At 41.0% G+C, this 18,930-nt stretch carries 20 protein-coding genes; 15 read left to right on the plus strand and 5 right to left on the minus strand.

From position 1 onward, the window contains the following. The first annotated feature begins 2 nt into the window (after nt 1–2). The 5 genes from ACFQ1G_RS04785 to ACFQ1G_RS04805 all read left to right on the plus strand — a co-directional run bounded on the left by ACFQ1G_RS04785 (nt 3) and on the right by ACFQ1G_RS04805 (nt 4,032). Entirely contained in the window at nt 3–1,163 is a 1,161-nt protein-coding gene (locus ACFQ1G_RS04785) for an iron-containing alcohol dehydrogenase (RefSeq protein ID WP_380737136.1), read from the plus strand. Nucleotides 1,164–1,285: 122 nt separating this feature from the next. Further along, nucleotides 1,286–1,963 carry a type 1 glutamine amidotransferase domain-containing protein gene (locus ACFQ1G_RS04790; RefSeq protein ID WP_380738458.1) on the plus strand — a complete coding sequence of 226 codons (678 nt, stop codon included), beginning with the start codon at nt 1,286–1,288 and terminating at the stop codon, nt 1,961–1,963. Nucleotides 1,964–2,104: 141 nt separating this feature from the next. Further along, nucleotides 2,105–2,842 (plus strand): lipocalin family protein, encoded by a 738-nt coding sequence (locus ACFQ1G_RS04795; RefSeq protein ID WP_380737138.1) that lies wholly within the window; start codon nt 2,105–2,107, stop codon nt 2,840–2,842. 31 nt (nt 2,843–2,873) lie between these two features. Beyond that, nucleotides 2,874–3,479: a hypothetical protein gene (locus tag ACFQ1G_RS04800; protein ID WP_380737140.1), complete on the plus strand. Its 606-nt coding sequence runs from the start codon at nt 2,874–2,876 to the stop codon at nt 3,477–3,479. A gap of 7 nt (nt 3,480–3,486) precedes the next feature. Then, on the plus strand, nt 3,487–4,032 hold the full coding sequence (locus ACFQ1G_RS04805) for a GNAT family N-acetyltransferase (protein WP_380737142.1): 546 nt from the start codon (nt 3,487–3,489) through the stop codon (nt 4,030–4,032). Nucleotides 4,033–4,053: 21 nt separating this feature from the next. Here the strand turns inward: ACFQ1G_RS04805 and ACFQ1G_RS04810 are convergent, their stop codons facing one another. After that, nucleotides 4,054–4,614 carry an OsmC family protein gene (locus ACFQ1G_RS04810; RefSeq protein WP_380737144.1) on the minus strand — a complete coding sequence of 187 codons (561 nt, stop codon included), beginning with the start codon at nt 4,612–4,614 and terminating at the stop codon, nt 4,054–4,056. Nucleotides 4,615–4,798: 184 nt separating this feature from the next. On the opposite strand from ACFQ1G_RS04810, the gene ACFQ1G_RS04815 reads away from it, so the two are divergent. The 9 genes from ACFQ1G_RS04815 (at nt 4,799) to ACFQ1G_RS04855 (ending at nt 15,503) form a co-directional block, all read left to right on the plus strand. Then, nucleotides 4,799–5,341: a GNAT family N-acetyltransferase gene (locus ACFQ1G_RS04815; RefSeq protein ID WP_380737146.1), complete on the plus strand. Its 543-nt coding sequence runs from the start codon at nt 4,799–4,801 to the stop codon at nt 5,339–5,341. A 17-nt stretch (nt 5,342–5,358) separates the two neighbouring features. Next, a complete protein-coding gene (locus ACFQ1G_RS04820) occupies nt 5,359–5,961 on the plus strand; it encodes a short chain dehydrogenase (RefSeq protein WP_380737148.1) in 603 nt (200 codons plus the stop codon). A 141-nt stretch (nt 5,962–6,102) separates the two neighbouring features. Beyond that, nucleotides 6,103–7,860 carry an OstA-like protein gene (locus ACFQ1G_RS04825; protein WP_380738460.1) on the plus strand — a complete coding sequence of 586 codons (1,758 nt, stop codon included), beginning with the start codon at nt 6,103–6,105 and terminating at the stop codon, nt 7,858–7,860. 1 nt (nt 7,861) lies between these two features. Beyond that, nucleotides 7,862–9,040 (plus strand): aspartate aminotransferase family protein, encoded by a 1,179-nt coding sequence (locus tag ACFQ1G_RS04830; protein WP_380737150.1) that lies wholly within the window; start codon nt 7,862–7,864, stop codon nt 9,038–9,040. Nucleotides 9,041–9,149: 109 nt separating this feature from the next. Beyond that, nucleotides 9,150–10,550, plus strand: a complete 1,401-nt coding sequence (locus ACFQ1G_RS04835; RefSeq protein ID WP_380737152.1) for a tetratricopeptide repeat protein — start codon at nt 9,150–9,152, stop codon at nt 10,548–10,550. 33 nt (nt 10,551–10,583) lie between these two features. Continuing rightward, complete coding sequence (locus ACFQ1G_RS04840; protein WP_380737154.1) at nt 10,584–11,534, plus strand: DUF368 domain-containing protein; 951 nt, start codon at nt 10,584–10,586, stop codon at nt 11,532–11,534. Further along, entirely contained in the window at nt 11,512–12,534 is a 1,023-nt protein-coding gene (locus ACFQ1G_RS04845) for a DUF368 domain-containing protein (protein WP_380737156.1), read from the plus strand. Before ACFQ1G_RS04840 ends, ACFQ1G_RS04845 begins: the two co-directional genes overlap by 23 nt. Continuing rightward, nucleotides 12,527–13,258: a shikimate dehydrogenase family protein gene (locus tag ACFQ1G_RS04850; RefSeq protein ID WP_380737158.1), complete on the plus strand. Its 732-nt coding sequence runs from the start codon at nt 12,527–12,529 to the stop codon at nt 13,256–13,258. The genes ACFQ1G_RS04845 and ACFQ1G_RS04850 overlap by 8 nt, the downstream gene beginning before the upstream one ends. A gap of 115 nt (nt 13,259–13,373) precedes the next feature. Then, nucleotides 13,374–15,503, plus strand: coding sequence for a DUF349 domain-containing protein (locus ACFQ1G_RS04855; protein ID WP_380737160.1), 2,130 nt, complete (start codon nt 13,374–13,376; stop codon nt 15,501–15,503). Nucleotides 15,504–15,575: 72 nt separating this feature from the next. Here the strand turns inward: ACFQ1G_RS04855 and mazG are convergent, their stop codons facing one another. The 4 genes from mazG to ruvX all read right to left on the minus strand — a co-directional run bounded on the left by mazG (nt 15,576) and on the right by ruvX (nt 18,014). After that, nucleotides 15,576–16,349, minus strand: coding sequence for a nucleoside triphosphate pyrophosphohydrolase (mazG, locus tag ACFQ1G_RS04860; RefSeq protein WP_380737162.1), 774 nt, complete (start codon nt 16,347–16,349; stop codon nt 15,576–15,578). A gap of 136 nt (nt 16,350–16,485) precedes the next feature. Next, nucleotides 16,486–16,905 carry a DUF5606 family protein gene (locus ACFQ1G_RS04865; RefSeq protein WP_380737164.1) on the minus strand — a complete coding sequence of 140 codons (420 nt, stop codon included), beginning with the start codon at nt 16,903–16,905 and terminating at the stop codon, nt 16,486–16,488. 61 nt (nt 16,906–16,966) lie between these two features. Continuing rightward, on the minus strand, nt 16,967–17,557 hold the full coding sequence (gene def / locus ACFQ1G_RS04870) for a peptide deformylase (RefSeq protein ID WP_380737166.1): 591 nt from the start codon (nt 17,555–17,557) through the stop codon (nt 16,967–16,969). A 49-nt stretch (nt 17,558–17,606) separates the two neighbouring features. Further along, nucleotides 17,607–18,014, minus strand: a complete 408-nt coding sequence (ruvX, locus tag ACFQ1G_RS04875; RefSeq protein WP_380737168.1) for a Holliday junction resolvase RuvX — start codon at nt 18,012–18,014, stop codon at nt 17,607–17,609. 82 nt (nt 18,015–18,096) lie between these two features. Between ruvX and ACFQ1G_RS04880 the strand changes: the two genes are divergently transcribed. Then, nucleotides 18,097–18,912 carry a 2,3,4,5-tetrahydropyridine-2,6-dicarboxylate N-succinyltransferase gene (locus ACFQ1G_RS04880; RefSeq protein ID WP_380737170.1) on the plus strand — a complete coding sequence of 272 codons (816 nt, stop codon included), beginning with the start codon at nt 18,097–18,099 and terminating at the stop codon, nt 18,910–18,912. Nucleotides 18,913–18,930: the final 18 nt, after the last annotated feature.

Consider the following 18,930-nt stretch of genomic DNA (forward strand, 5'->3'; position numbering starts at 1 on the left):
CGATGAAGAATTTTGAATTTAAGAATCCTACCAAAATTATTTTTGGAAAGGGACAAATAGAAAAACTAAACGACGAAATTCCTGAAAACGCTAAAATACTCATGCTTTACGGCGGAGGTAGTATAAAAAGGAACGGTATTTATGAGCAGGTCACAAAAGCACTTGAAAAATTTGAAGTTATAGAGTTTGGAGGTATTCCGGCTAACCCCGAATATTCGGTGTTGATGGAAGCTCTGGAAGTGATCAAAAATGAAAAGATAGACTTCCTTCTGGCAGTAGGTGGTGGTTCTGTAATTGACGGCACCAAATTTTTATCTTCCGCAGCACTTTATGAAGGCGAAACTCCGTGGGATATCTTGACTCAAAGGATCCCTACTCAAACAGGAATGCCTTTTGGTACAGTATTGACTCTACCTGCAACAGGTTCAGAAATGAACTCTGGAGCCGTGATTACCCGAGAAGAAACTAAAGAAAAACTAGGCATGGGTGGTCCGGGGTTATTCCCAGTGTTTTCCATTTTGGATCCTGAAGTAATTCATTCAATTCCTTCTCGCCAATTGGTAAACGGAATCACAGATGCTTTTACTCATGTGCTGGAACAATATATGACCTACCCAAGCGGAGCGTTTTTACAAGATAGATTTGCAGAAAGCATCCTCCAAACCCTTATCGAGGTTGGACCAAAAGTCCTGAATGATCCTACAGACTATACCGCAGCATCCAATTTTATGTGGAGTTGTACAATGGCCTTAAACGGACTTATTCAAAAAGGGGTGCCTACAGACTGGGCCGTGCATGCCATGGGCCATGAGCTAACAGCGCTATACGGGATCGACCATGCCAGAACCCTTGCCGTGATCGCCCCTAGCCATTATAAGTTCAACTTTGAAAGCAAGAAAGAGAAACTGGCACAATATGCTGAAAGAGTATGGAATATTAAAGAAGGTTCTCTCGATCATAAAGCCTCAGCTGCTATTGAAAGGACAGAAACATTTTTCCAGGAATTAGGCATAGAAACCAGGCTATCGGCTTATACCGAGGATTATCACGGTACTGCTGAAGAAATCTCTAAAAGATTTACCGAGCGAGGTTGGCTAGGCCTGGGAGAACATCAGAACCTCAAGCCGGAAGATGTAGAGAAAATTGTAAAAATGACTTATTAAAATAGAATATTATGAAGAAGATAAAATTGCTAGTACTGGCACTTAGCTTTGGCATGACAGCCACCGCACAAACGCCACAGGCACAAATTAAAAACAGTAACGACCAAAAAGTCAACAAGGAAATGAAGGTACTCTTCGTATTGACATCCCATGATCAATTAGGTGATACAGGGAAAAAAACAGGCTTTTGGGTAGAAGAATTCGCAACCCCGTATTATTTATTATTAGATAAAGGTGTTGAAATTACCGTAGCAACTCCAAAGGGAGGTAAGGCGCCAATCGATCCTAGTAGTACCAGCCCTTCAGCCCAGACTGAATCAACAGAGCGATTCAATAATGACAAGGCTGCCCAAAAAGTGATCAATAATACTGTAAAGTTATCTATGGTCAATGCCCAGGATTTTGACGCGGTATTCTATCCTGGTGGCCACGGCCCCCTTTGGGATCTGGCAAATGATGAAGAATCGATCCAATTAATCCGCGCTTTTGACGAACAAAAGAAACCCATAGGATTTGTTTGTCATGCCCCCGCTGCTCTTAAAAATGTAAAGAACGCTACAGGAGAACCACTGGTTAAAGGCAAAAAAGTTACAGGATTTACAAATTCAGAAGAAGCGGCTGTTCAATTGACGGAAGTTGTTCCCTTTCTGGTAGAAGATATGCTAAAGGAAAATGGGGGTATCTACTCCAAAAAAGGTGATTGGCAGGAATATGCCTTAAAGGATGGTAACCTCGTTACCGGACAAAATCCGGCATCTTCTGAATTGGTTGCAGAAAAATTGTTTGAAATGATTAAATAACAGTGCAAACATTTTGACTAAAAAGCCCGGAATGAACTTCCGGGCTTTTTGTTTGTTTAAATGATTTTTCTTAAAACTTTATTAAAATAATTTCTTTATTTGTAAAACTTTCATCCATTAACACCAATCTTTCAACGAGACATGAAAACAATTCAGGTTTTATTCATCTTCTTCAGCTTTAGCGTATATGGTCAGCAAAGCACAATTCTGCCAGGCAAATGGAGTTTTGAAAAAGTATATGAGCAGGAAAAACTGGATTCCACCAGCGTAAAAATGTTGGATATGCTCTTCGGAAATATGACCCTGGCCTTTAATTCGGAAGGAAGCTATCGAGCCACCATAATGGGAGAAGTTGATAATGGCACCTGGAGCTACAGGGAATCAGCCAAAGCCCTTATTTTAAAATCAAATTCCGGTGACATTCATAATTTTGAAGTGATCGATCTTAGTGAGAACCAAATGACGCTGAAGCTCAGCAAAGGAGCTATGGTCTTTAAAAAGTCCGGAGAAGCTCCAGACCTTAAAGAGACATCAGAACTTTCAAAAAAGGAAAAAGTAAAGGTCACCTCAGGAGATATCTCCAAAAAATGGTATTTAAAGCGTAAAGAAAGCCCCGGAAAATCCCAGGAACAGATCGATTTGCTCAGCAGCATGATCGCAGGCGCCTATTTTGATTTCCGTAAAGACAGTACTTTTGAAGTACACATCATGAATATGACCGAAACCGGGGATTGGAAACTAAGTGACGATGAAAGCAGTGTGATAACCATGAAGGACGGCTCCAGTAAAGAGTGGAACATTCATTCAATTTCAGAAAATGAACTGGTTTTGTTTCCAGGAAATTCAGAAGAGAAATGGATCTTTTCCAATGTCAAATAAATTTAAAACCGAACTAACCAAAACATTTCAAATGAGAAAAGTATTACTAATCCTCTGCTTCCTTTCAGGACTTAATTCCTTCGCACAAGATGACCTGTTACTTCACATAGACGGGAAGACCATAGAAATTTCATCTGACCAGGAGTACGACCTCCCCATAAATGGAAAAATGGTCAAAGTAAAAGTGTCAACAAAGGACACCCTTCTTTTTGACACCGATTTATTCAGCTTTCTATATTCAAAAGACTACAAGGTCTCTTCCATGAAGTTAGCCGAAGGGATTGAACAGGTTACTATTATGACGGCGGAAGGTTCCGGTTTATTGATCCAGAAATACTCTGCCATGAACCCTAGCATGCTCAATGAATTAATGCTGAATGAGGTTACTAAGGAGAGTATTAATTATGGTTTTGAGATGAAGCGGGAAAATTATTCCAGAAAACTGATTTCTGGACAGCAAATTGAAATTTCAAAAGCGATCCTAACCTATAAGGATGAGACCAATATTTATGAAGTTGCCAGCCTGGGCCGTAAAGATGAAGGCATTCTCATAATGACCATGATCATGGATGAGAATTACAGTGAACAGGGAAGGAAACTTATTGATCTAATGTGGGACTCGCTCACTTATAAATAGAGTTTCCATGAAATATACCGTGAGGCAGGCCAAACCTGAAGAGTTCAGGGATATTGGACGGTTAATGGTAACCGTGTATGCAGCTTTGGAAGGTTTTCCCTCCCAAAAAGAGCAGCCTGAGTACTATCAACTGCTGGAGAACATTGGAGAGATCACCAACAAACCACACACCCAACTTTTGGTCGCTGTTTCTTCAGAAGGGAAAGTTGAGGGGGCTGTGGTCTATTTCAGTGATATGAGTTCTTACGGTTCGGGCGGGACGGCCACTTCCCAAAAGAATGCTTCCGGTTTCAGGCTGCTTGCAGTTAACCCTGAAGTCAGAGGCATGGGAATCGGGAAATTACTGACCCAGGCCTGTATTGAAAAAGCCAGGGAAGACGGCAATCAACAGCTCATCATTCATTCCACTGAATTCATGAAGGTCGCCTGGAAAATGTACGAGAAAATGGGGTTTAAAAGATCAGAGGACCTTGATTTCATGCAGGGAAAATTACCCGTGTTCGGTTTTCGATTAAACCTCCCACCAAAAAAACTTCCGGAGAAAAAAGGCTGAAAATGTTGGGATACCCCTTCTCTATCCCATCTCTATATTGACCTTTACGGGATTACGTAACATGTCAAGTACCGGAGATGTTTTTTGCACGTACTCGCACAGTTCTTTTATTTGCTCATCAGAAGCGTCGGCATCCACGTGATATTTCACTTCAATGCTCTCATAACCTGGCCGCTTGTTATCTGAAATTCCCAGGAAATTATGCAGGTCCATTTTTCCTTTTATATCAAATGATAAGGAATTGACCTTTATGTCTCTGGCCGCCGCATTATAAATAAAGCCCGTTGTAAGACAGGAGCCAAGAGAATGGAGCAAAGCTTCCACCGCATTGGCACCTTGATTTTCCCCTAACAGAACGGGCGGTTCATCTCCCTCAATGATCAAAGGAGTGGCTCTGGAGGTATCCTCCTGTTTGGCCCCATAGAAATTTTGAAAAGTCGTTCTACAATGACCGCCATCAAGCCATTCTGTTTTACTTCTGAATTCGAAGTTAGCCACCTCAGGATCCTTTTTCACGGCATCAATGGTACCCATTAATTTTTCAACATCGACACCATTCTTTTTATTCATCACATTTTCCATAATCTTTCTTTTTAGAAGCACTGAATTTTCGACGTATCCCAACACATTCATCATTTATTAAAATTACAAACTATCTTACTGATTTTCAATTCAATAGACCTTTTTTTAGAAAATTTTTAAAACGGTAGTTCTAGGTATACAATTCAATATTTATATTTACGTGGTATCCCTTGAGCAATCTTCTATGGACGGAAATAATAAACTCGAAAAATTCAGGTCTTTTGAAACTGAAAGACTTTTAATTAGACCAACCCAGCCTGAAGATGGTGAATTCATATATCAATTATTGAATACCCCTAAGTGGCTTAAAAATATTGGTAATCGTAAAGTTTACTCTGAAGAGGACGGAAGAAAATATGTTCTGAACAAGATGACCCCTCAACTGGAAAGGCTGGGCTTTTCCAATTACACCGTAATAAGAAAAAAAGACGGCGTGAAAATAGGAACCTGCGGACTTTATGACAGAGAAGGTCTCGAAGGAGTGGATATAGGATTTGCGTTCCTTCCGGAATTCGAGAAAAAAGGATACGCTTTTGAAGCGTCTTCCTGTATTAAAAATGCTGCCTTCGAAGAGTTTGACCTCTCCAAAATAAACGCCATTACCCTCAAGGAAAACCTGGACTCTCAGAAATTACTGGAAAGATTGGGTCTTAGCTTTCAAGAAGTGATCACTTTGCCCGGCGAATCAGAAGAATTAATGTTATATTCAGTAAGTCGCGAAAACTAATCTAAAAAATTCAAGTTATGAGGATCTTAATTATTGGTGGAGAAGGAACAATTGGAAAAGTAGTCAGCGATCATTTTTCCGAAGAACATGAAGTGATCACGGCGGGAAGAAAACATGGGGATGTAACCGTTGATATAGCCGATAGCGCTTCTATAGACACAATGCTTGAAAAAGTTGGAAGGGTGGACGCCATTATCTGTATTGCAGGAGAAGCGAAATGGGCTCCCTTCAACGCACTTTCTGAAGAGGATTTCTATATAGGCCTTAGAAGTAAATTGATGGGACAGGTAAACCTGGTTCGCAAGGGACGCAATTACCTGAACCCTAATGGTTCTATCACTCTTTCCACCGGAATTCTTGCAGATGACCCTGTAGTAAAAACTTCCAGCGCGGCCATGGTTAACGGGGCGCTTCATAGCTTTGTAAAAGCGGTTGCCCTTGAAATTGAATCAGGCATTAGGTTGAATGTCGTGTCCCTTGGAATGGTTGAAGACGCTTATGAAAAATACAAGGACTATTTCCCCGGCCACAACCCCGTTCCTATGGAAAAAGTTGTCAATGCCTACGTGCGAAGTGTCAAAGGCAGGGATCATGGCAGGATAATTAAATATTACGAATAGGAATAATCCTGTTTGTTCTTTTGAAAATCAAAAATTCCTTCACTTTTAAAAGATATCCGGCTTTCTCAAAAATCCTTGGGAATTCACTATTTTTGAGGCAAAATTTCTAATTTGAAAAAGCTTCGGTTACTTATTTTTTTAATGCTCCTCTTGAACTGGGGCAACTCTTCATATGCCCAGGTCACCAAGAAGATCGAATATGAAAGTGACAGGACCATCAAAAACGAGGAAAAATACCCCGGTGCTTTCATCCTCAGCAAAGTAGATAACCAGGTTCACTTTACCCATGCGGGTATTGAAGTATGGTGTGACCAGGCCATTCATTATGCTACGGAAAACTTTTTCAAAGCCTACGGAAATGTACGCATGGAACAGGGTGATACGATCACCATGACCAGCAAATATGCAGAATACAATGGGACCACCCAATTCGCTTTTGCCAGCGGAAATGTGAATATGCGCAACCCGCAAACCAGTCTGCAAACCGACACCTTATTCTTTGACCGGGTCAAACAGCAAGCTTATTATATCAGCGGTGGCACCATAAGAGATTCGGCCAGTGTGCTTAAAAGCCGCATTGGAAGATATTACCTGGATAATGAAAAATATTCCTTCACTTCCGAAGTGGTGATCACCAATCCTGAATATGTTCTTACCTCCTCTCAGCTCGATTTTTATTCAGAAACCGGTCATGCGTACATGTACGGACCTTCTACCATAACCAGTGAAGAATCGGTTATTTACGCAGAAAGGGGATTTTATGACACTCGCGGAAACACGGGTTATTTTGTAAAGAACTCACGCATTGATTACGAGAACAGGATCCTGGAAGGTGATTCCCTTTACTTCAACCGGAATACCAACTTTGCTTCTGCTACCAATAATATCAAGGTGACCGACACCATCAATAAGAGTGTTATAAAAGGGCATTATGCAGAAGTATTCCGTGAGAAAGATTCGGTATTCATAACCAAGAAGGCCGTTGCCATTGCGCTTCAGGAGAAAGATTCCATTTACATTCACAGTGACACCTTGATGGTAACGGGAAAAGCAGATGACCGCGTGATAAGAGGGTTTTATGATGTGCGGCTTTTCAAGAGCAATATGAGTGGGAAAAGCGATTCAATTCATGTACAGGAAAGAACCGGATTAACACAAATGCTGGGTAATCCCGTGATCTGGTCCGGCAACAATCAGCTGACAGGAGATACCATTCACCTGATCAATAATACCAAGACAGAACAACTGGATTCCTTAAAGGTATATTACAACGCTTTTATGATCCAAAAAGATAGTTTGGGCGGTTATAATCAAATAAAGGGTAAGGAGATGTACGGTACTTTTACCGATAATGACCTCACTCAGGTAGATCTCATCAAGAATACGGAGACCATTTATTACATGCGAAATGATCCCGGAGAACTAATTGGGATCAACAAGACCCTATCCAGCTCCATCCAGGTCATGCTGGAAGACCAGAAAGTTCAGGATGTCTATTACCTGAAACAGGTGGACGGCACTTTGTATCCCGAAGAAGACCTCCCTCCAAATGCTAGAGAACTTAAAGGTTTCAACTGGAGAGGGGACGAAAAATTGAATTCTGTGGAAGACCTTTTCGCAGGGGAACCTCCTTATGAACTGGTCAAGATAAAAGGTATCCCCTTACCGGAAGAGGAAAGCGGATTTTTTGAAGAACGGGAAGAAAATTCTGATCCTCTCCTGAATGACAAATCGAGATTAAAACCTGAGGATCTTAGAAATGAAGAAAAAGATTCTATCCCGGGACGCAAGGATTTGAAGTTAAACAAACCGGCAGGTTTAAAGCCGGGAAAGGACACTTTAAAGCCGACTCAAAAATTACTACCCATCCCGCCTAAAGAAACTAAACGCGAAAAGTAGATTGAAAAAAGATTTTTTCAAATATCAGGCGCAAACTTCGCCACATCCTTTGGCTTTGGAAGTTTCTCATGCAAAAGGAAGTTATATTTATTCCAAAGAAGACAAGGCATATCTTGATTTTGTTGCAGGTGTTTCGGCTTGCAGCCTGGGACATTGCCATCCCAAAGTGGTCGAGGCTGTAAAAGAACAACTGGACAAGTATTTACATGTCATGGTTTATGGGGAATACGCCCAGGGGCCGGCTATTGAACTATGCAAATTACTGGCAGACAACCTCCCTGCCCCATTGGAAAAAACATACCTCACCAATTCAGGGACAGAGGCTATAGAGGGTTCCCTAAAACTGGCTAGAAGATACACCGGTAGAACTCAAATTCTTGCTGCCAGAAATGCGTATCACGGCAACACTATGGGATCTTTGAGTTTAATGACCTATGAGGAAAGACAAAAACCCTTCCGTCCGCTGATTGGAGATGTAGATTTTATTGATTTCAATAAGGAAGAAGACCTTGAAAAGATCACTTCGGAAACCGCGGCAGTTATCCTCGAAACCATTCAAGGAGGCGCAGGTTTTATTTTACCTGCAAACAATTATCTCAAAAAAGTAAAATCCCGCTGTGAGGAAGTTGGCGCTTTATTGATCCTTGATGAGATCCAACCTGGCTTTGGAAGGACAGGTAAACTCTTCGGATTCGAGAATTTCGACATGGTTCCTGATATCGTGGTAATGGGAAAAGGCATGGGTGGCGGACTGCCAATTGGAGCTTTCACAGCTTCCGCAGAAATGATGGACACCTTGAGCGACAATCCGAAAATGGGACATATCACCACCTTCGGAGGAAATCCTGTCATAGCGGCAGCAGCCCTTGCTACCTTGAAAGAACTGACAGAAACAGATCTTATAAAAGAAACACTTGAAAAAGAAAAACTTATCAGAGAGCTATTAGTTCATCCTTTGATCACTGAGATCAGGGGAAAAGGACTCATGCTGGCTCCAATTTTAACTTCCACGGAAATCGCCAATGAACTGGTGCTTCGTGCGCAGGATAAAGGCCTCATCTTATTCTGGCTTTTATTCGAAACCCGCGCCGTTCGAATCACACCTCCTTTAACAATTTCTAAAGAAGAGATAAAAGAAGGTTGTGGCATTATCCTTGCAATACTCGATGAATTAAAGTGAGTTAAGGATCCTGTTAATTAAATTGTTAACAACAAATTTAGATTTCAGTGTCGTCGCTTTATAACATTTTTAACTTTAATACTGTACAAATCAGTAACAAAAACTGCTTATGCAATTAAGTCATAACGAAGAAAATAGTTTCTCCCTTACTCGTTTTGAATCGATGCTAAAGACTAATGATGTGCTGTTCTTCGACTCAAATGAGTTTGAGAACATTGTTCATTATTACCTGGAGAATGGGAAAATTGCACTGGCCAAAAAAGCTGTCAGATTGGGACTTTCCCAGCATCCCAGCTCTGTTAATTTACGATTACTTAAGGTTGAGATCCTTGTTTTTGAAGATAAACTAGACCTGGCAGAAAGTCTGTTGGATGAGATCTTTGACCTGGAAACCTCTAACGAGGAGGTCTATATTCAAAAAGCCAATATTCTTTCTAAAAAAGATAAACACAAAGAGGCAATCCGCATGTTAGAACTGGCTCTTGCCCTGACAGCAGATGAAGCAGATGTTTATTCCCTTTTAGGAATGGAATATCTTTTCGTGGAAGATTTTGAAAATGCCAAACAAAACTTCATGAAATGCCTGGAGGCCGATGAAGAAGATTATTCGGCACTTTACAATATCATGTATTGTTTCGATTTCCTGGAACAAACCCATGGCGCGATCGATTATCTGAATTCGTTCCTAGACCGCAATCCATACTCTGAAGTGGCATGGCACCAGTTAGGGAAGCAATATTTTGATCTTAAGAATTACAAAAAGGCGCTAACCGCATTTGATTTTGCGATCATCAGTGATGACTATTTCATTGGAGCTTATCTTGAAAAGGGAAAAGTTCTCGAAAAACTAGGTCATTATAATGAAGCAATAGAAAATTATAAGATCACTTTAGATCTGGATGATCCTACTTCATTCGCTTACCTAAGAATTGGTAAGTGCTACGAGAAACTGGGGTCTGAAGAACTAGCGCTTAAAAGTTATCGCCAAACAGTACATGAAGATCCTTTACTGGATAAAGGATGGATCGCGATCACCGATTTCTTTTATAAAAAAGGAAATTACCGAAAGGCGCTTTATTATATCAATAAGGCTATCAATATTGACAGCGAGAATGTATTGTACTGGAAGCGATATGCGCGTATCAATAACAAACTACAGCTTTTAGAAGAAGCCGAAAGAGGTTACAGAAGAAGCCTTGAGCTGGGAAACTACGAACTGGAGACCTGGATCAAAAGATGTGATATTCTGATTGATCTTGGAGAACATGAAGCCGCCATTCAAAACCTGCTTCAGGCTACCGAATTCTATCCAGATACTGCTGAGATCGAATACAGGCTGGCCGGTTTATATTTTATGCTTCATGAAGTGGAAAAGGGATACACCCACCTTAACCATGGGTTAAAACTTGATTATGACTACTATATCATCATCGAGGAGTTATTCCCTTCTATTTTCGCAAGAAAATCTGTTAAAGATAAAATCAGGACACACCAGAATTCATGCAGTTAATTCTTTAACTTTGGGCATTTCTAAACCTAGATAATGCGACGAAGTTTCCTTGATTACCTCATAATTACCTTAAAAGGAATGGCGATGGGAGCCGCAGATGTGGTTCCCGGAGTCTCCGGTGGTACCATAGCTTTCATTTCCGGAATCTACGAAGAGTTAATAGGCACCATTAGTGGTGTTAACCTTGACCTGCTCACCACCTGGCGGGAAGAAGGTTTCAAAGCCATGTGGAAGCAATTGAACGGCAACTTTATCGTAGCCCTGCTTGCGGGTATCCTCATAAGCTTCTTCACCGTAATGAGGCTTGCCAATTACCTGTTGGAAAATCACCCTATTCTTATTTGGTCGTTTTTCTTCGGATTGGTTTTAGCCAGTATCTATTATGTAGGTAAACAAATTCCAAAATGGTCCTTTAACGTATTTCTGTTCCTTGTCATTGGAGCGGCCATCGCTTTTTATTTAACCTCGCTTCCTCCCCTGGCAGCAGCAGCACCCGGTGAGATATATTTGTTCTTTGCGGGAGCCATCGCCATCTGCGCCATGATCCTGCCGGGAATTTCAGGTTCATTTATCCTTGTACTGTTAGGGGCTTATAAAACGGTAAGTGAAGCCACTCATAATTTTGACTTCAAGACCCTCGGGATTTTAGCCTTAGGAGCAATATTTGGGATCCTGTCATTCTCCCGACTATTAAAATGGCTTTTTAAAAACTACAGCACCCTCACGCTGGCTACGCTAACCGGGTTCATTGCAGGCTCCCTCAATAAGATCTGGCCCTGGAAACGCATTTTAGAGACTGAAACTTTTGGAGATAAAACCCTTGTTCTCCGTGACGAGTCGGTTTTGCCGTGGAATTTTGATTCAGACCCTCATATGATGCAGGCTTTTTTCCTGATGCTTGCAGGATTCCTTGTTATTCTTATCTTAGAGGGCCTTGCAGTAAAAAAACCTGTGCGCGACAATGCAGAAAACCAGGACGTTTAGCGATAAAATTTTCTTAGTCCTCAAAGGGCTCGCTATGGGGGCCGCCAACAAGGTACCGGGAGTATCTGGCGGGATCATTGCCTTTGTCGCAGGTTTTTATGAAGAATTCATCTTCTCCCTGAAAAGGATCAACCTAAATTCCTTAAAATTACTGGTGAACGGAAGATTCCGAAGCCTTTATTATTACACCAATTCCAAGTTCCTGTTGTTGCTGATCCTTGGAATGGTGATCAGTTACTTCAGTGTCTCCCAACTACTGGATTTTCTGCTGGAGAATTTCGAGCTTTATGTCTGGTCATCTTTCTTCGGAATGATCCTGGGTTCGATCTATTATATCAGTAAGGATTTTCAGGATTGGAACCGAAGTAATGTTCTTTTTGCCATTTTTGGAATTCTTGCCGGATTAAGTATTAGTTTGCTTGAACCAGCCGCCGAAAATGACAATTTATGGTTTGTTTTTTTCTGCGGAATAATAGGGGTTTCAGGTATGACCTTACCGGGTTTATCAGGATCATTTATACTCATCTTACTGGGGAATTATGTTCTCCTACTGGTAGATTCTGTAAATGCTTTATATGACGCCCTCGCGATGATCGCGGTTTGGGATTTTTCTTTTTTGAATGATGAAGAACACATGAGGCTTTTACAAGTCCTGCTGGTTTTCACTGCAGGCTCAGTAGCCGGATTGGTTTCTTTATCCCATGTTTTAGGATACCTTCTTAAACATTATAAAAACCGAACTTTCGCCACCATTATTGGTTTTATTACAGGATCCCTGGGAGTAGTATGGCCATGGAAAGAAGCTATTTTCAGAAGATCTGCAGAGGGAACTATTTTGAGAGATAAGAACGGGAACCAGATCATTGATAATTATGACCGTTTTATTCCCGAGATCAATGACCCGCAAACCTGGGTTGCCATCTTTTTTATAATATTTGGCGCGGCCATCGTACTCTGGCTGGCCTGGTATGAAAACAGAAACAAAGAGGATTATGCGTAAATTCGGGCTGATAGGACAAAATATTTCATATTCCTTTTCCAGGAATTATTTTTCGGAAAAATTCCTTCGGGAAGGCATTTCAGGCAGTTATGAAAATTTTGACCTCGAGAATATCTCTGAATTCCCTGCTGTTCTCAAAGAGAATCCCGAGCTGAAGGGTCTCAATGTTACGATCCCATATAAAGAGGAAATAATCCCTTTTCTGGATTCCCTGAATCCTGTTGCTTCTGAAATTGGCGCCGTGAACACCATTAAGCTTGAGACCTCAGGCAGATTGATCGGCTATAACACTGATTATTTCGGCTTTGCTGAAGCATTGAAACCTTACTTGAAAGAACATCATAAAAAAGCGCTTATTCTTGGAACCGGAGGTGCTTCAAAAGCCATTGCATACGCCCTTAAAACATTGGATATCGAGTATAAATTCGTATCCAGAAAAGCTTCCGAAGAAAAGCTCAGTTATGAGGAATTGAATGAACAGATGCTAAAAGAATACACCTTACTGGTAAACTGTTCCCCTTTAGGGACCTTTCCGAAGATAGAAGAGCATCCAAAAATCCCATTTCAACATCTCACGCGAAATCACCTCATTTTCGACCTTATTTACAATCCGCCACAAACCAGATTAATGGAGCTGGCAAAAGTCCAGGGGGCTACAGTGGTGAACGGTCAAAAAATGCTGGAGTTGCAGGCCGAAAAAGCCTGGGACATCTGGAATAAGTAATTGGGTATCCTCTTATTTTTTCGCATTACAAATAGCCTCAAAACCTTGTTAGGTTGGGCGGGAGTTACTATCTTTCAGACTTATTACACATTGACGAACCCTAACATTGAAAGATATGTCTGAGAAAGAGAACTTGCCAGAAAAAGCCCTTCCGCAAAATGAGGAAAAAAACCTTGACAAAAAGGTTGAAAACGAGAAAACGGAAGAAGTGCAACCGGCAGAGCATATAGTGGAAGAAACTTCCGAAGATACTTCTGAAAAAGTTTCAGAAAAAATGACTGAAGAGAAGTCTGAAGAAAAACAGACAGATGATACTGCTGCTGCACTGGTTGATAAGGCAAAGGCTACCGGGGACAGGAAGGAAACTACAGATTCCCCTTCGCCCGAAGCCGCCGTGGAGAGTGTTGATGAAGAGGAAGATAACAAGCCTTCTCAGGAACCAAAAACACCAAAAGACGCTCAGAGTGAAGTAGATGACGCTGTCGCAGAGGACAGTGAGGACGAAAGCGCGGGGGAACGTCATGGGATCGAGAAGAAAGATTATCACGCCATGAGCAAAGAAGCCCTGGTTGATGAACTTGAAAAACTTCTGAAAAAGGAAAAAGTACAGGCTATAAAAGAGCATGTAGAGGAAATTAGAGCCGAGTTCAACGCGAAGTTTGACGAGGAACTGGAAGAGAAGAAAGAAGAGTTTTTACACGATGGCGGAAACATCATAGACTTCCACTACTCTACTCCCTTAAAAAAGCATTTTAATTCGCTTTATTTTGATTACAAAGAAAAGCGTAATAAATATTACCAGCAGCTTAAACAGGATCTTACCCAGAACCTTGAAAAGCGCCAGGAGATCATCGAAGAATTGAAAGGCCTAATAGATGTTGAGGAGAACATAAATACTACCTACAAACATTTCAAGGAACTTCAGGAAAGATGGAAAACCGCAGGAGCTATCCCGCGTGACAAGTACAACAACGTTTGGAATACGTACCACCACCATGTGGAGAACTTCTATGATTTCTTGCACCTTAACAGGGAGTTCAGAGATCTTGACTTCAAACACAATCTGGAGCAAAAACTAAAGATCATCTCCAGAGCAGAGGAGCTAACACAGGAAACCGATATTAACCGGGCCTTCAGAGAACTTCAAATGCTTCACAAGATGTGGAAAGAGGATCTTGGTCCTGTAGAAAAGGAATTCCGTGAAGATATCTGGCAGAAATTCAGTGACGCCACGAAAAAGATCCACGACAAAAGACAGGAGTATTTCGAGCAACTGGAGAAACAGTACGAAAAGAACCTTGAGAAGAAGGAAGAGATCATTGGAAAGATCAGGGAGATAGCCGAGACAAACTATACTTCTCATAAAACCTGGCAACAGAATATCAAGGAAGTTGAAGCTTTGAGAGAGCAGTTCTTCCATGCGGGTAAAGTTCCTCGCAATGTGAACGATCAAACCTGGAAGAAGTTCAAGGAAACAGTTCGCACCTTCAACCGAAATAAGAACGCATTCTATAAAAACCAGAAAAAAGAACAATACCATAATCTGGAGAAAAAACTTGAATTGGTTCAAATCGCTGAAGACAACAAGGACAGTGAAGACTTTAAGGCTACCACGCCATTAATGAAGAAGATCCAGACAGACTGGAAGAAAATAGGACATGTTCCAAGAAAAGACAGCGATAAGATCTGGAAACGTTTTAAAGCTGCCTGTAATCATTATTTCGACAGACTTCACGCCAACCGTAGTGAGGAAAACAAGGAAGAAACAGAGGCCTTTGAACATAAAAAGGAACTCCTTGACAAGTTAAAAAGCATAGAACTTACCGGGGACAGAAAAGAGGATCTGCCTACTATCAAGAAATTCATAGAAGAATGGAAAAACCTTGGTCGGGTTCCTCACAATAAAAGATATATTGAAGGGAAATTCAATAAAGCTCTTGATCATGCTTTTGATAAGTTAGATATGGACAAGAAGCAAACCGAAATGCTCAAATATGAGAACAAGGTTCAGGCTTTAGAAGATTCAGATGATACAAGAAGAATTAACAATGAACATTATTTCCTTACCAAGAAGATCGAAGAAACCAAGGCTGAGATCATTCAGCTAGAAAATAACCTTCAGTTCTTCGCCCATGTGGACGATAACCATCCAATGGTGCAGGAAGTACACAAAAATATAGACGATCATAAAGAACAACTTAAGATCTGGAAAGAGAAACTGGAAAAGGTCAAAGGCCTTTACTAGTCGGTTAATTTCAAACGAGAAAACCCCTGTGAAATTCACAGGGGTTTTTTATTTCGGGCTAGCAATGAGTTTTTAAAGAAGTTTTGCTTCTTCCCAGTAAACATCCATTTCACCCAAGGTCATATCCTTTAGACTCTTGTTCTGCTCTTTGGCCTTCGCTTCCAGGTATTGAAAACGCTTGATGAACTTTTTGTTGGTTCGCTCCAAAGCATCTTCCGGATTCACTTTTAAGAACCGTGCGTAATTGATCATACTGAATAATACATCCCCAAATTCTGCTTCGATCTTGTCACGATCATCAGAATCTATCTCGTGTTGCAGTTCCTCCAGTTCTTCTTTCAGTTTTTCAAAAACCTGCTGCGGCTCTTCCCAATCAAACCCCACTCCGGCAACTTTATCCTGTATCCTGCTGGCCTTTACCAATGCAGGCAGGGATTTAGGCACTCCTTCCAAGACACTTTTTTTACCTTCCTTTAGTTTTAATTGCTCCCAGTTCCGCTTAACATCTTCCTCGTTTTCCACTTTCGTGTCGCTGTAAATGTGCGGATGCCTGCTGATCAATTTATCACAGATCTCATTAGCAACATCGGCGATATCAAAATCATTGGTTTCGCTTCCTATCTTAGAATAAAACACAATATGAAGCAACACATCACCCAGCTCCTTTTTCACCTCTTCCAGATCATTATCGAGGATCGCGTCTCCCAGTTCATAGGTTTCTTCAATAGTAAGATGCCTCAAGGACTGCATGGTCTGTTTCCGGTCCCAAGGGCATTGCTCCCGAAGTTCATCCATGATGGTAAGCAATCTGTCAATGGCTTTGAGCTGATCTTCTCTAGAATTCATATTGTATTATTTAAAAAGGCAAGTTAAGAAGCTTTTTCGGAAACTTCAGGAAATAAAAAACCGGCTGAAAGGTTTCTGAATTTCGCTTTTCGAATGTCAGACTTTTCAACCGGTTAGATTATGATTAAAGAATATTCTATTCTTCCTCGTCAGATTTGTTTTCTTCAGGTTTACTGAAATCTGTAAATCCTTTACTCACTAAAAGGTTATACCATTGAACGATCTTTTTGATATCACTGGCATACACTCTGTCCTCATCATATTCTGGCAGCACTTCGCTGAAGTATTCTTCCAGCTTGTTTTTTGATTCTTTATGACTAATGGCCTCACCACCGTCCTCTTTTTCTTTTATCTTTTGAAAAACCTCTCTTAAAGGCACTTCTTCAGTATAGGTATATATGGCGATCTCACTAAGTAAACTCACGTTATGACGAAGGTTTACGGTGATCTTTTTTCCGTCTAACATTGATTCTGCCACAAATCCTCCACGAGTTTGAGCTTTTAATTCATATAATCCCGGCTTCCCGGAGATCGACATTACTTTATCTAATTCCATAGTACTTTTTATTTTTTAAGGATAGCAAATATCACACGTAAGGGCTAAAAAACAAAACTAATTAGCGCGCTTTTTTAGCTTCGGGGAAACGCATTCTGTAATCAACGTTGATCTTCCCTTTTGAGATATTGGCCAGTTTACTCTTTATTAATCTCTTTTTGAGGCTACTAAGCTTATCAGTAAACAGGATTCCTTCAATATGATCATATTCATGCTGAATCACACGAGCGGCAAGCCCAGTATATTCCTCTGTATGCTTATTGAAATCCTCATCGTAATATTCAATGGTGATATCAGGTTTGCGGAAAACATCCTCACGAACATCGGGAATGCTCAAACAACCTTCATTAAAGGCCCACTCATCGCCTTCTTCCTCAAGAATTGTAGGATTAATAAATACTTTTTTAAGGCCTTCAAGTTGTTTTTTCTCTTCAGGACTCAAGTCTTCATCTTCCGCGAAAGGCGAAGTATCGATCATAAAAAGCCTGATTGGCAAACCTACCTGCGGGGCTGCAAGACCAACACCGTAGGCACCATACATGGTTTCCCACATATTATCTATCAATTCCTTCAACTTTGGGTAATCCTTAGAGATCTCCTTCCCTTTTTTCCTTAGAACAGGATCTCCGTATGCTATTATTGGTAAAACCATGAGGGTATTATATTTTAAAATCTAATTCTATAATTATTTAATCTTTAAACTACTTATAAAGATAACTTTGCAATATTATTGTAGCACTAATTTCATCAACCAGCGCTTTATTTTTTCGCTGTTTCTTTTTCAGGCCGCTATCGATCATGCTCTGAAAGGCCATTTTCGAGGTGAACCTTTCATCAACTCTTTCCACTTTTTTCTCCGGAAATTTTTCAGAAAACTTCTTCAGGAACTCTGCGATGTTCACTTCACTTTCCGAAGCGGTATTGTCCATTTGCTTAGGTTCACCCAGCAAAATCAGTTCCACATTTTCTTCGGAAAAATAGCGCTCCAAAAATGACATTAATTCGGCAGTAGGAACCGTGGTCAACCCAGATGCGATGATCTGAAGTTCATCGGTAACAGCGATACCGGTTCGCTTTGTCCCAAAATCAAGTGCCAGGATCCTTGCCATAATTTTTCGGCAAAGATAAGGTTTAAATCTTGATGAGTCCAATAATTGGTCTGAAGCTGTTATCTTTGCCAAAAAAGACGAAATGACAGCATTAGAAGCAACCATAAATAAAGCCTGGGACAACCGGGATCTACTTAAAGACTCTGAAACCACCAAAGCGATCCGTGAAGTGATCGACTTGCTGGATTCGGGAAAACTTCGGGTAGCCGAGCCAACAGCAAATGGATGGCAGGTGAACGAATGGGTGAAAAAGGCAGTTGTGCTTTATTTCCCTATTCAGAAAATGGAAACTTTAGAAGCCGGTATTTTTGAATACCATGACAAGATTCCGTTGAAAAGAGGCTATAAGGAAAAAGGGATCAGAGTGGTACCAAATGCGGTAGCAAGACATGGAGCCTACATTTCTTCAGGCGTGATCATGATGCCGAGCTACGTAAACATTGGCGCTTACGTAGACGAAGGGACTATGGTAGATACCTGGGCAACCGTAGGAAGCTGCGCTCAGATCGGTAAAAATGTTCACCTGAGCGGGGGTGTTGGAATTGGTGGCGTACTTGAGCCCTTACAGGCTGCCCCTGTGATCATAGAGGATAATGCCTTTTTAGGCTCTCGAAGCATCGTGGTTGAAGGAGTGAAAGTTGAAAAAGAAGCGGTACTTGGCGCTAACGTAGTGCTTACAGCATCTACAAAGATCATTGATGTTACAGGTGACGAACCGGTGGAAATGAAAGGAATAGTGCCTTCAAGATCGGTAGTTATTCCGGGAAGCTATACCAAGAAATTCCCTGCGGGAGAATACCAGGTGCCTTGTGCTTTGATCATTGGTAAGCGTAAAGAAAGCACCAATAAGAAAACATCTCTTAACGACGCATTGAGAGAATATAACGTTGCTGTTTAACAGAGTAATCCTACCTAA

The organism is Salinimicrobium gaetbulicola, assembly GCF_042676025.1.
In the GTDB taxonomy this organism is placed as follows: domain Bacteria; phylum Bacteroidota; class Bacteroidia; order Flavobacteriales; family Flavobacteriaceae; genus Salinimicrobium; species Salinimicrobium gaetbulicola.

Bases quoted from the DNA above. Each gene is read 5' to 3' on its own strand.
- ACFQ1G_RS04820 (WP_380737148.1), top strand. From the start codon at position 5,359: ATGAGGATCTTAATTATTGGTGGAGAAGGAACAATTGGAAAAGTAGTC.
- ACFQ1G_RS04790 (WP_380738458.1), top strand. From the start codon at position 1,286: ATGAAGGTACTCTTCGTATTGACATCCCATGATCAATTAGGTGATACA.
- ACFQ1G_RS04800 (WP_380737140.1), top strand. From the start codon at position 2,874: ATGAGAAAAGTATTACTAATCCTCTGCTTCCTTTCAGGACTTAATTCC.
- ACFQ1G_RS04795 (WP_380737138.1), top strand. From the start codon at position 2,105: ATGAAAACAATTCAGGTTTTATTCATCTTCTTCAGCTTTAGCGTATAT.
- ACFQ1G_RS04785 (WP_380737136.1), top strand. From the start codon at position 3: ATGAAGAATTTTGAATTTAAGAATCCTACCAAAATTATTTTTGGAAAG.
- ACFQ1G_RS04855 (WP_380737160.1), top strand. From the start codon at position 13,374: ATGTCTGAGAAAGAGAACTTGCCAGAAAAAGCCCTTCCGCAAAATGAG.
- ACFQ1G_RS04845 (WP_380737156.1), top strand. From the start codon at position 11,512: ATGCAGAAAACCAGGACGTTTAGCGATAAAATTTTCTTAGTCCTCAAA.
- ACFQ1G_RS04835 (WP_380737152.1), top strand. From the start codon at position 9,150: ATGCAATTAAGTCATAACGAAGAAAATAGTTTCTCCCTTACTCGTTTT.
- def (WP_380737166.1), bottom strand. From the start codon at position 17,557: ATGGTTTTACCAATAATAGCATACGGAGATCCTGTTCTAAGGAAAAAA.
- ACFQ1G_RS04815 (WP_380737146.1), top strand. From the start codon at position 4,799: ATGGACGGAAATAATAAACTCGAAAAATTCAGGTCTTTTGAAACTGAA.
- ACFQ1G_RS04805 (WP_380737142.1), top strand. From the start codon at position 3,487: ATGAAATATACCGTGAGGCAGGCCAAACCTGAAGAGTTCAGGGATATT.
- mazG (WP_380737162.1), bottom strand. From the start codon at position 16,349: ATGAATTCTAGAGAAGATCAGCTCAAAGCCATTGACAGATTGCTTACC.
- ACFQ1G_RS04810 (WP_380737144.1), bottom strand. From the start codon at position 4,614: ATGGAAAATGTGATGAATAAAAAGAATGGTGTCGATGTTGAAAAATTA.
- ACFQ1G_RS04865 (WP_380737164.1), bottom strand. From the start codon at position 16,905: ATGGAATTAGATAAAGTAATGTCGATCTCCGGGAAGCCGGGATTATAT.
- ACFQ1G_RS04825 (WP_380738460.1), top strand. From the start codon at position 6,103: ATGCTCCTCTTGAACTGGGGCAACTCTTCATATGCCCAGGTCACCAAG.
- ACFQ1G_RS04840 (WP_380737154.1), top strand. From the start codon at position 10,584: ATGCGACGAAGTTTCCTTGATTACCTCATAATTACCTTAAAAGGAATG.
- ruvX (WP_380737168.1), bottom strand. From the start codon at position 18,014: ATGGCAAGGATCCTGGCACTTGATTTTGGGACAAAGCGAACCGGTATC.
- ACFQ1G_RS04850 (WP_380737158.1), top strand. From the start codon at position 12,527: ATGCGTAAATTCGGGCTGATAGGACAAAATATTTCATATTCCTTTTCC.
- ACFQ1G_RS04880 (WP_380737170.1), top strand. From the start codon at position 18,097: ATGACAGCATTAGAAGCAACCATAAATAAAGCCTGGGACAACCGGGAT.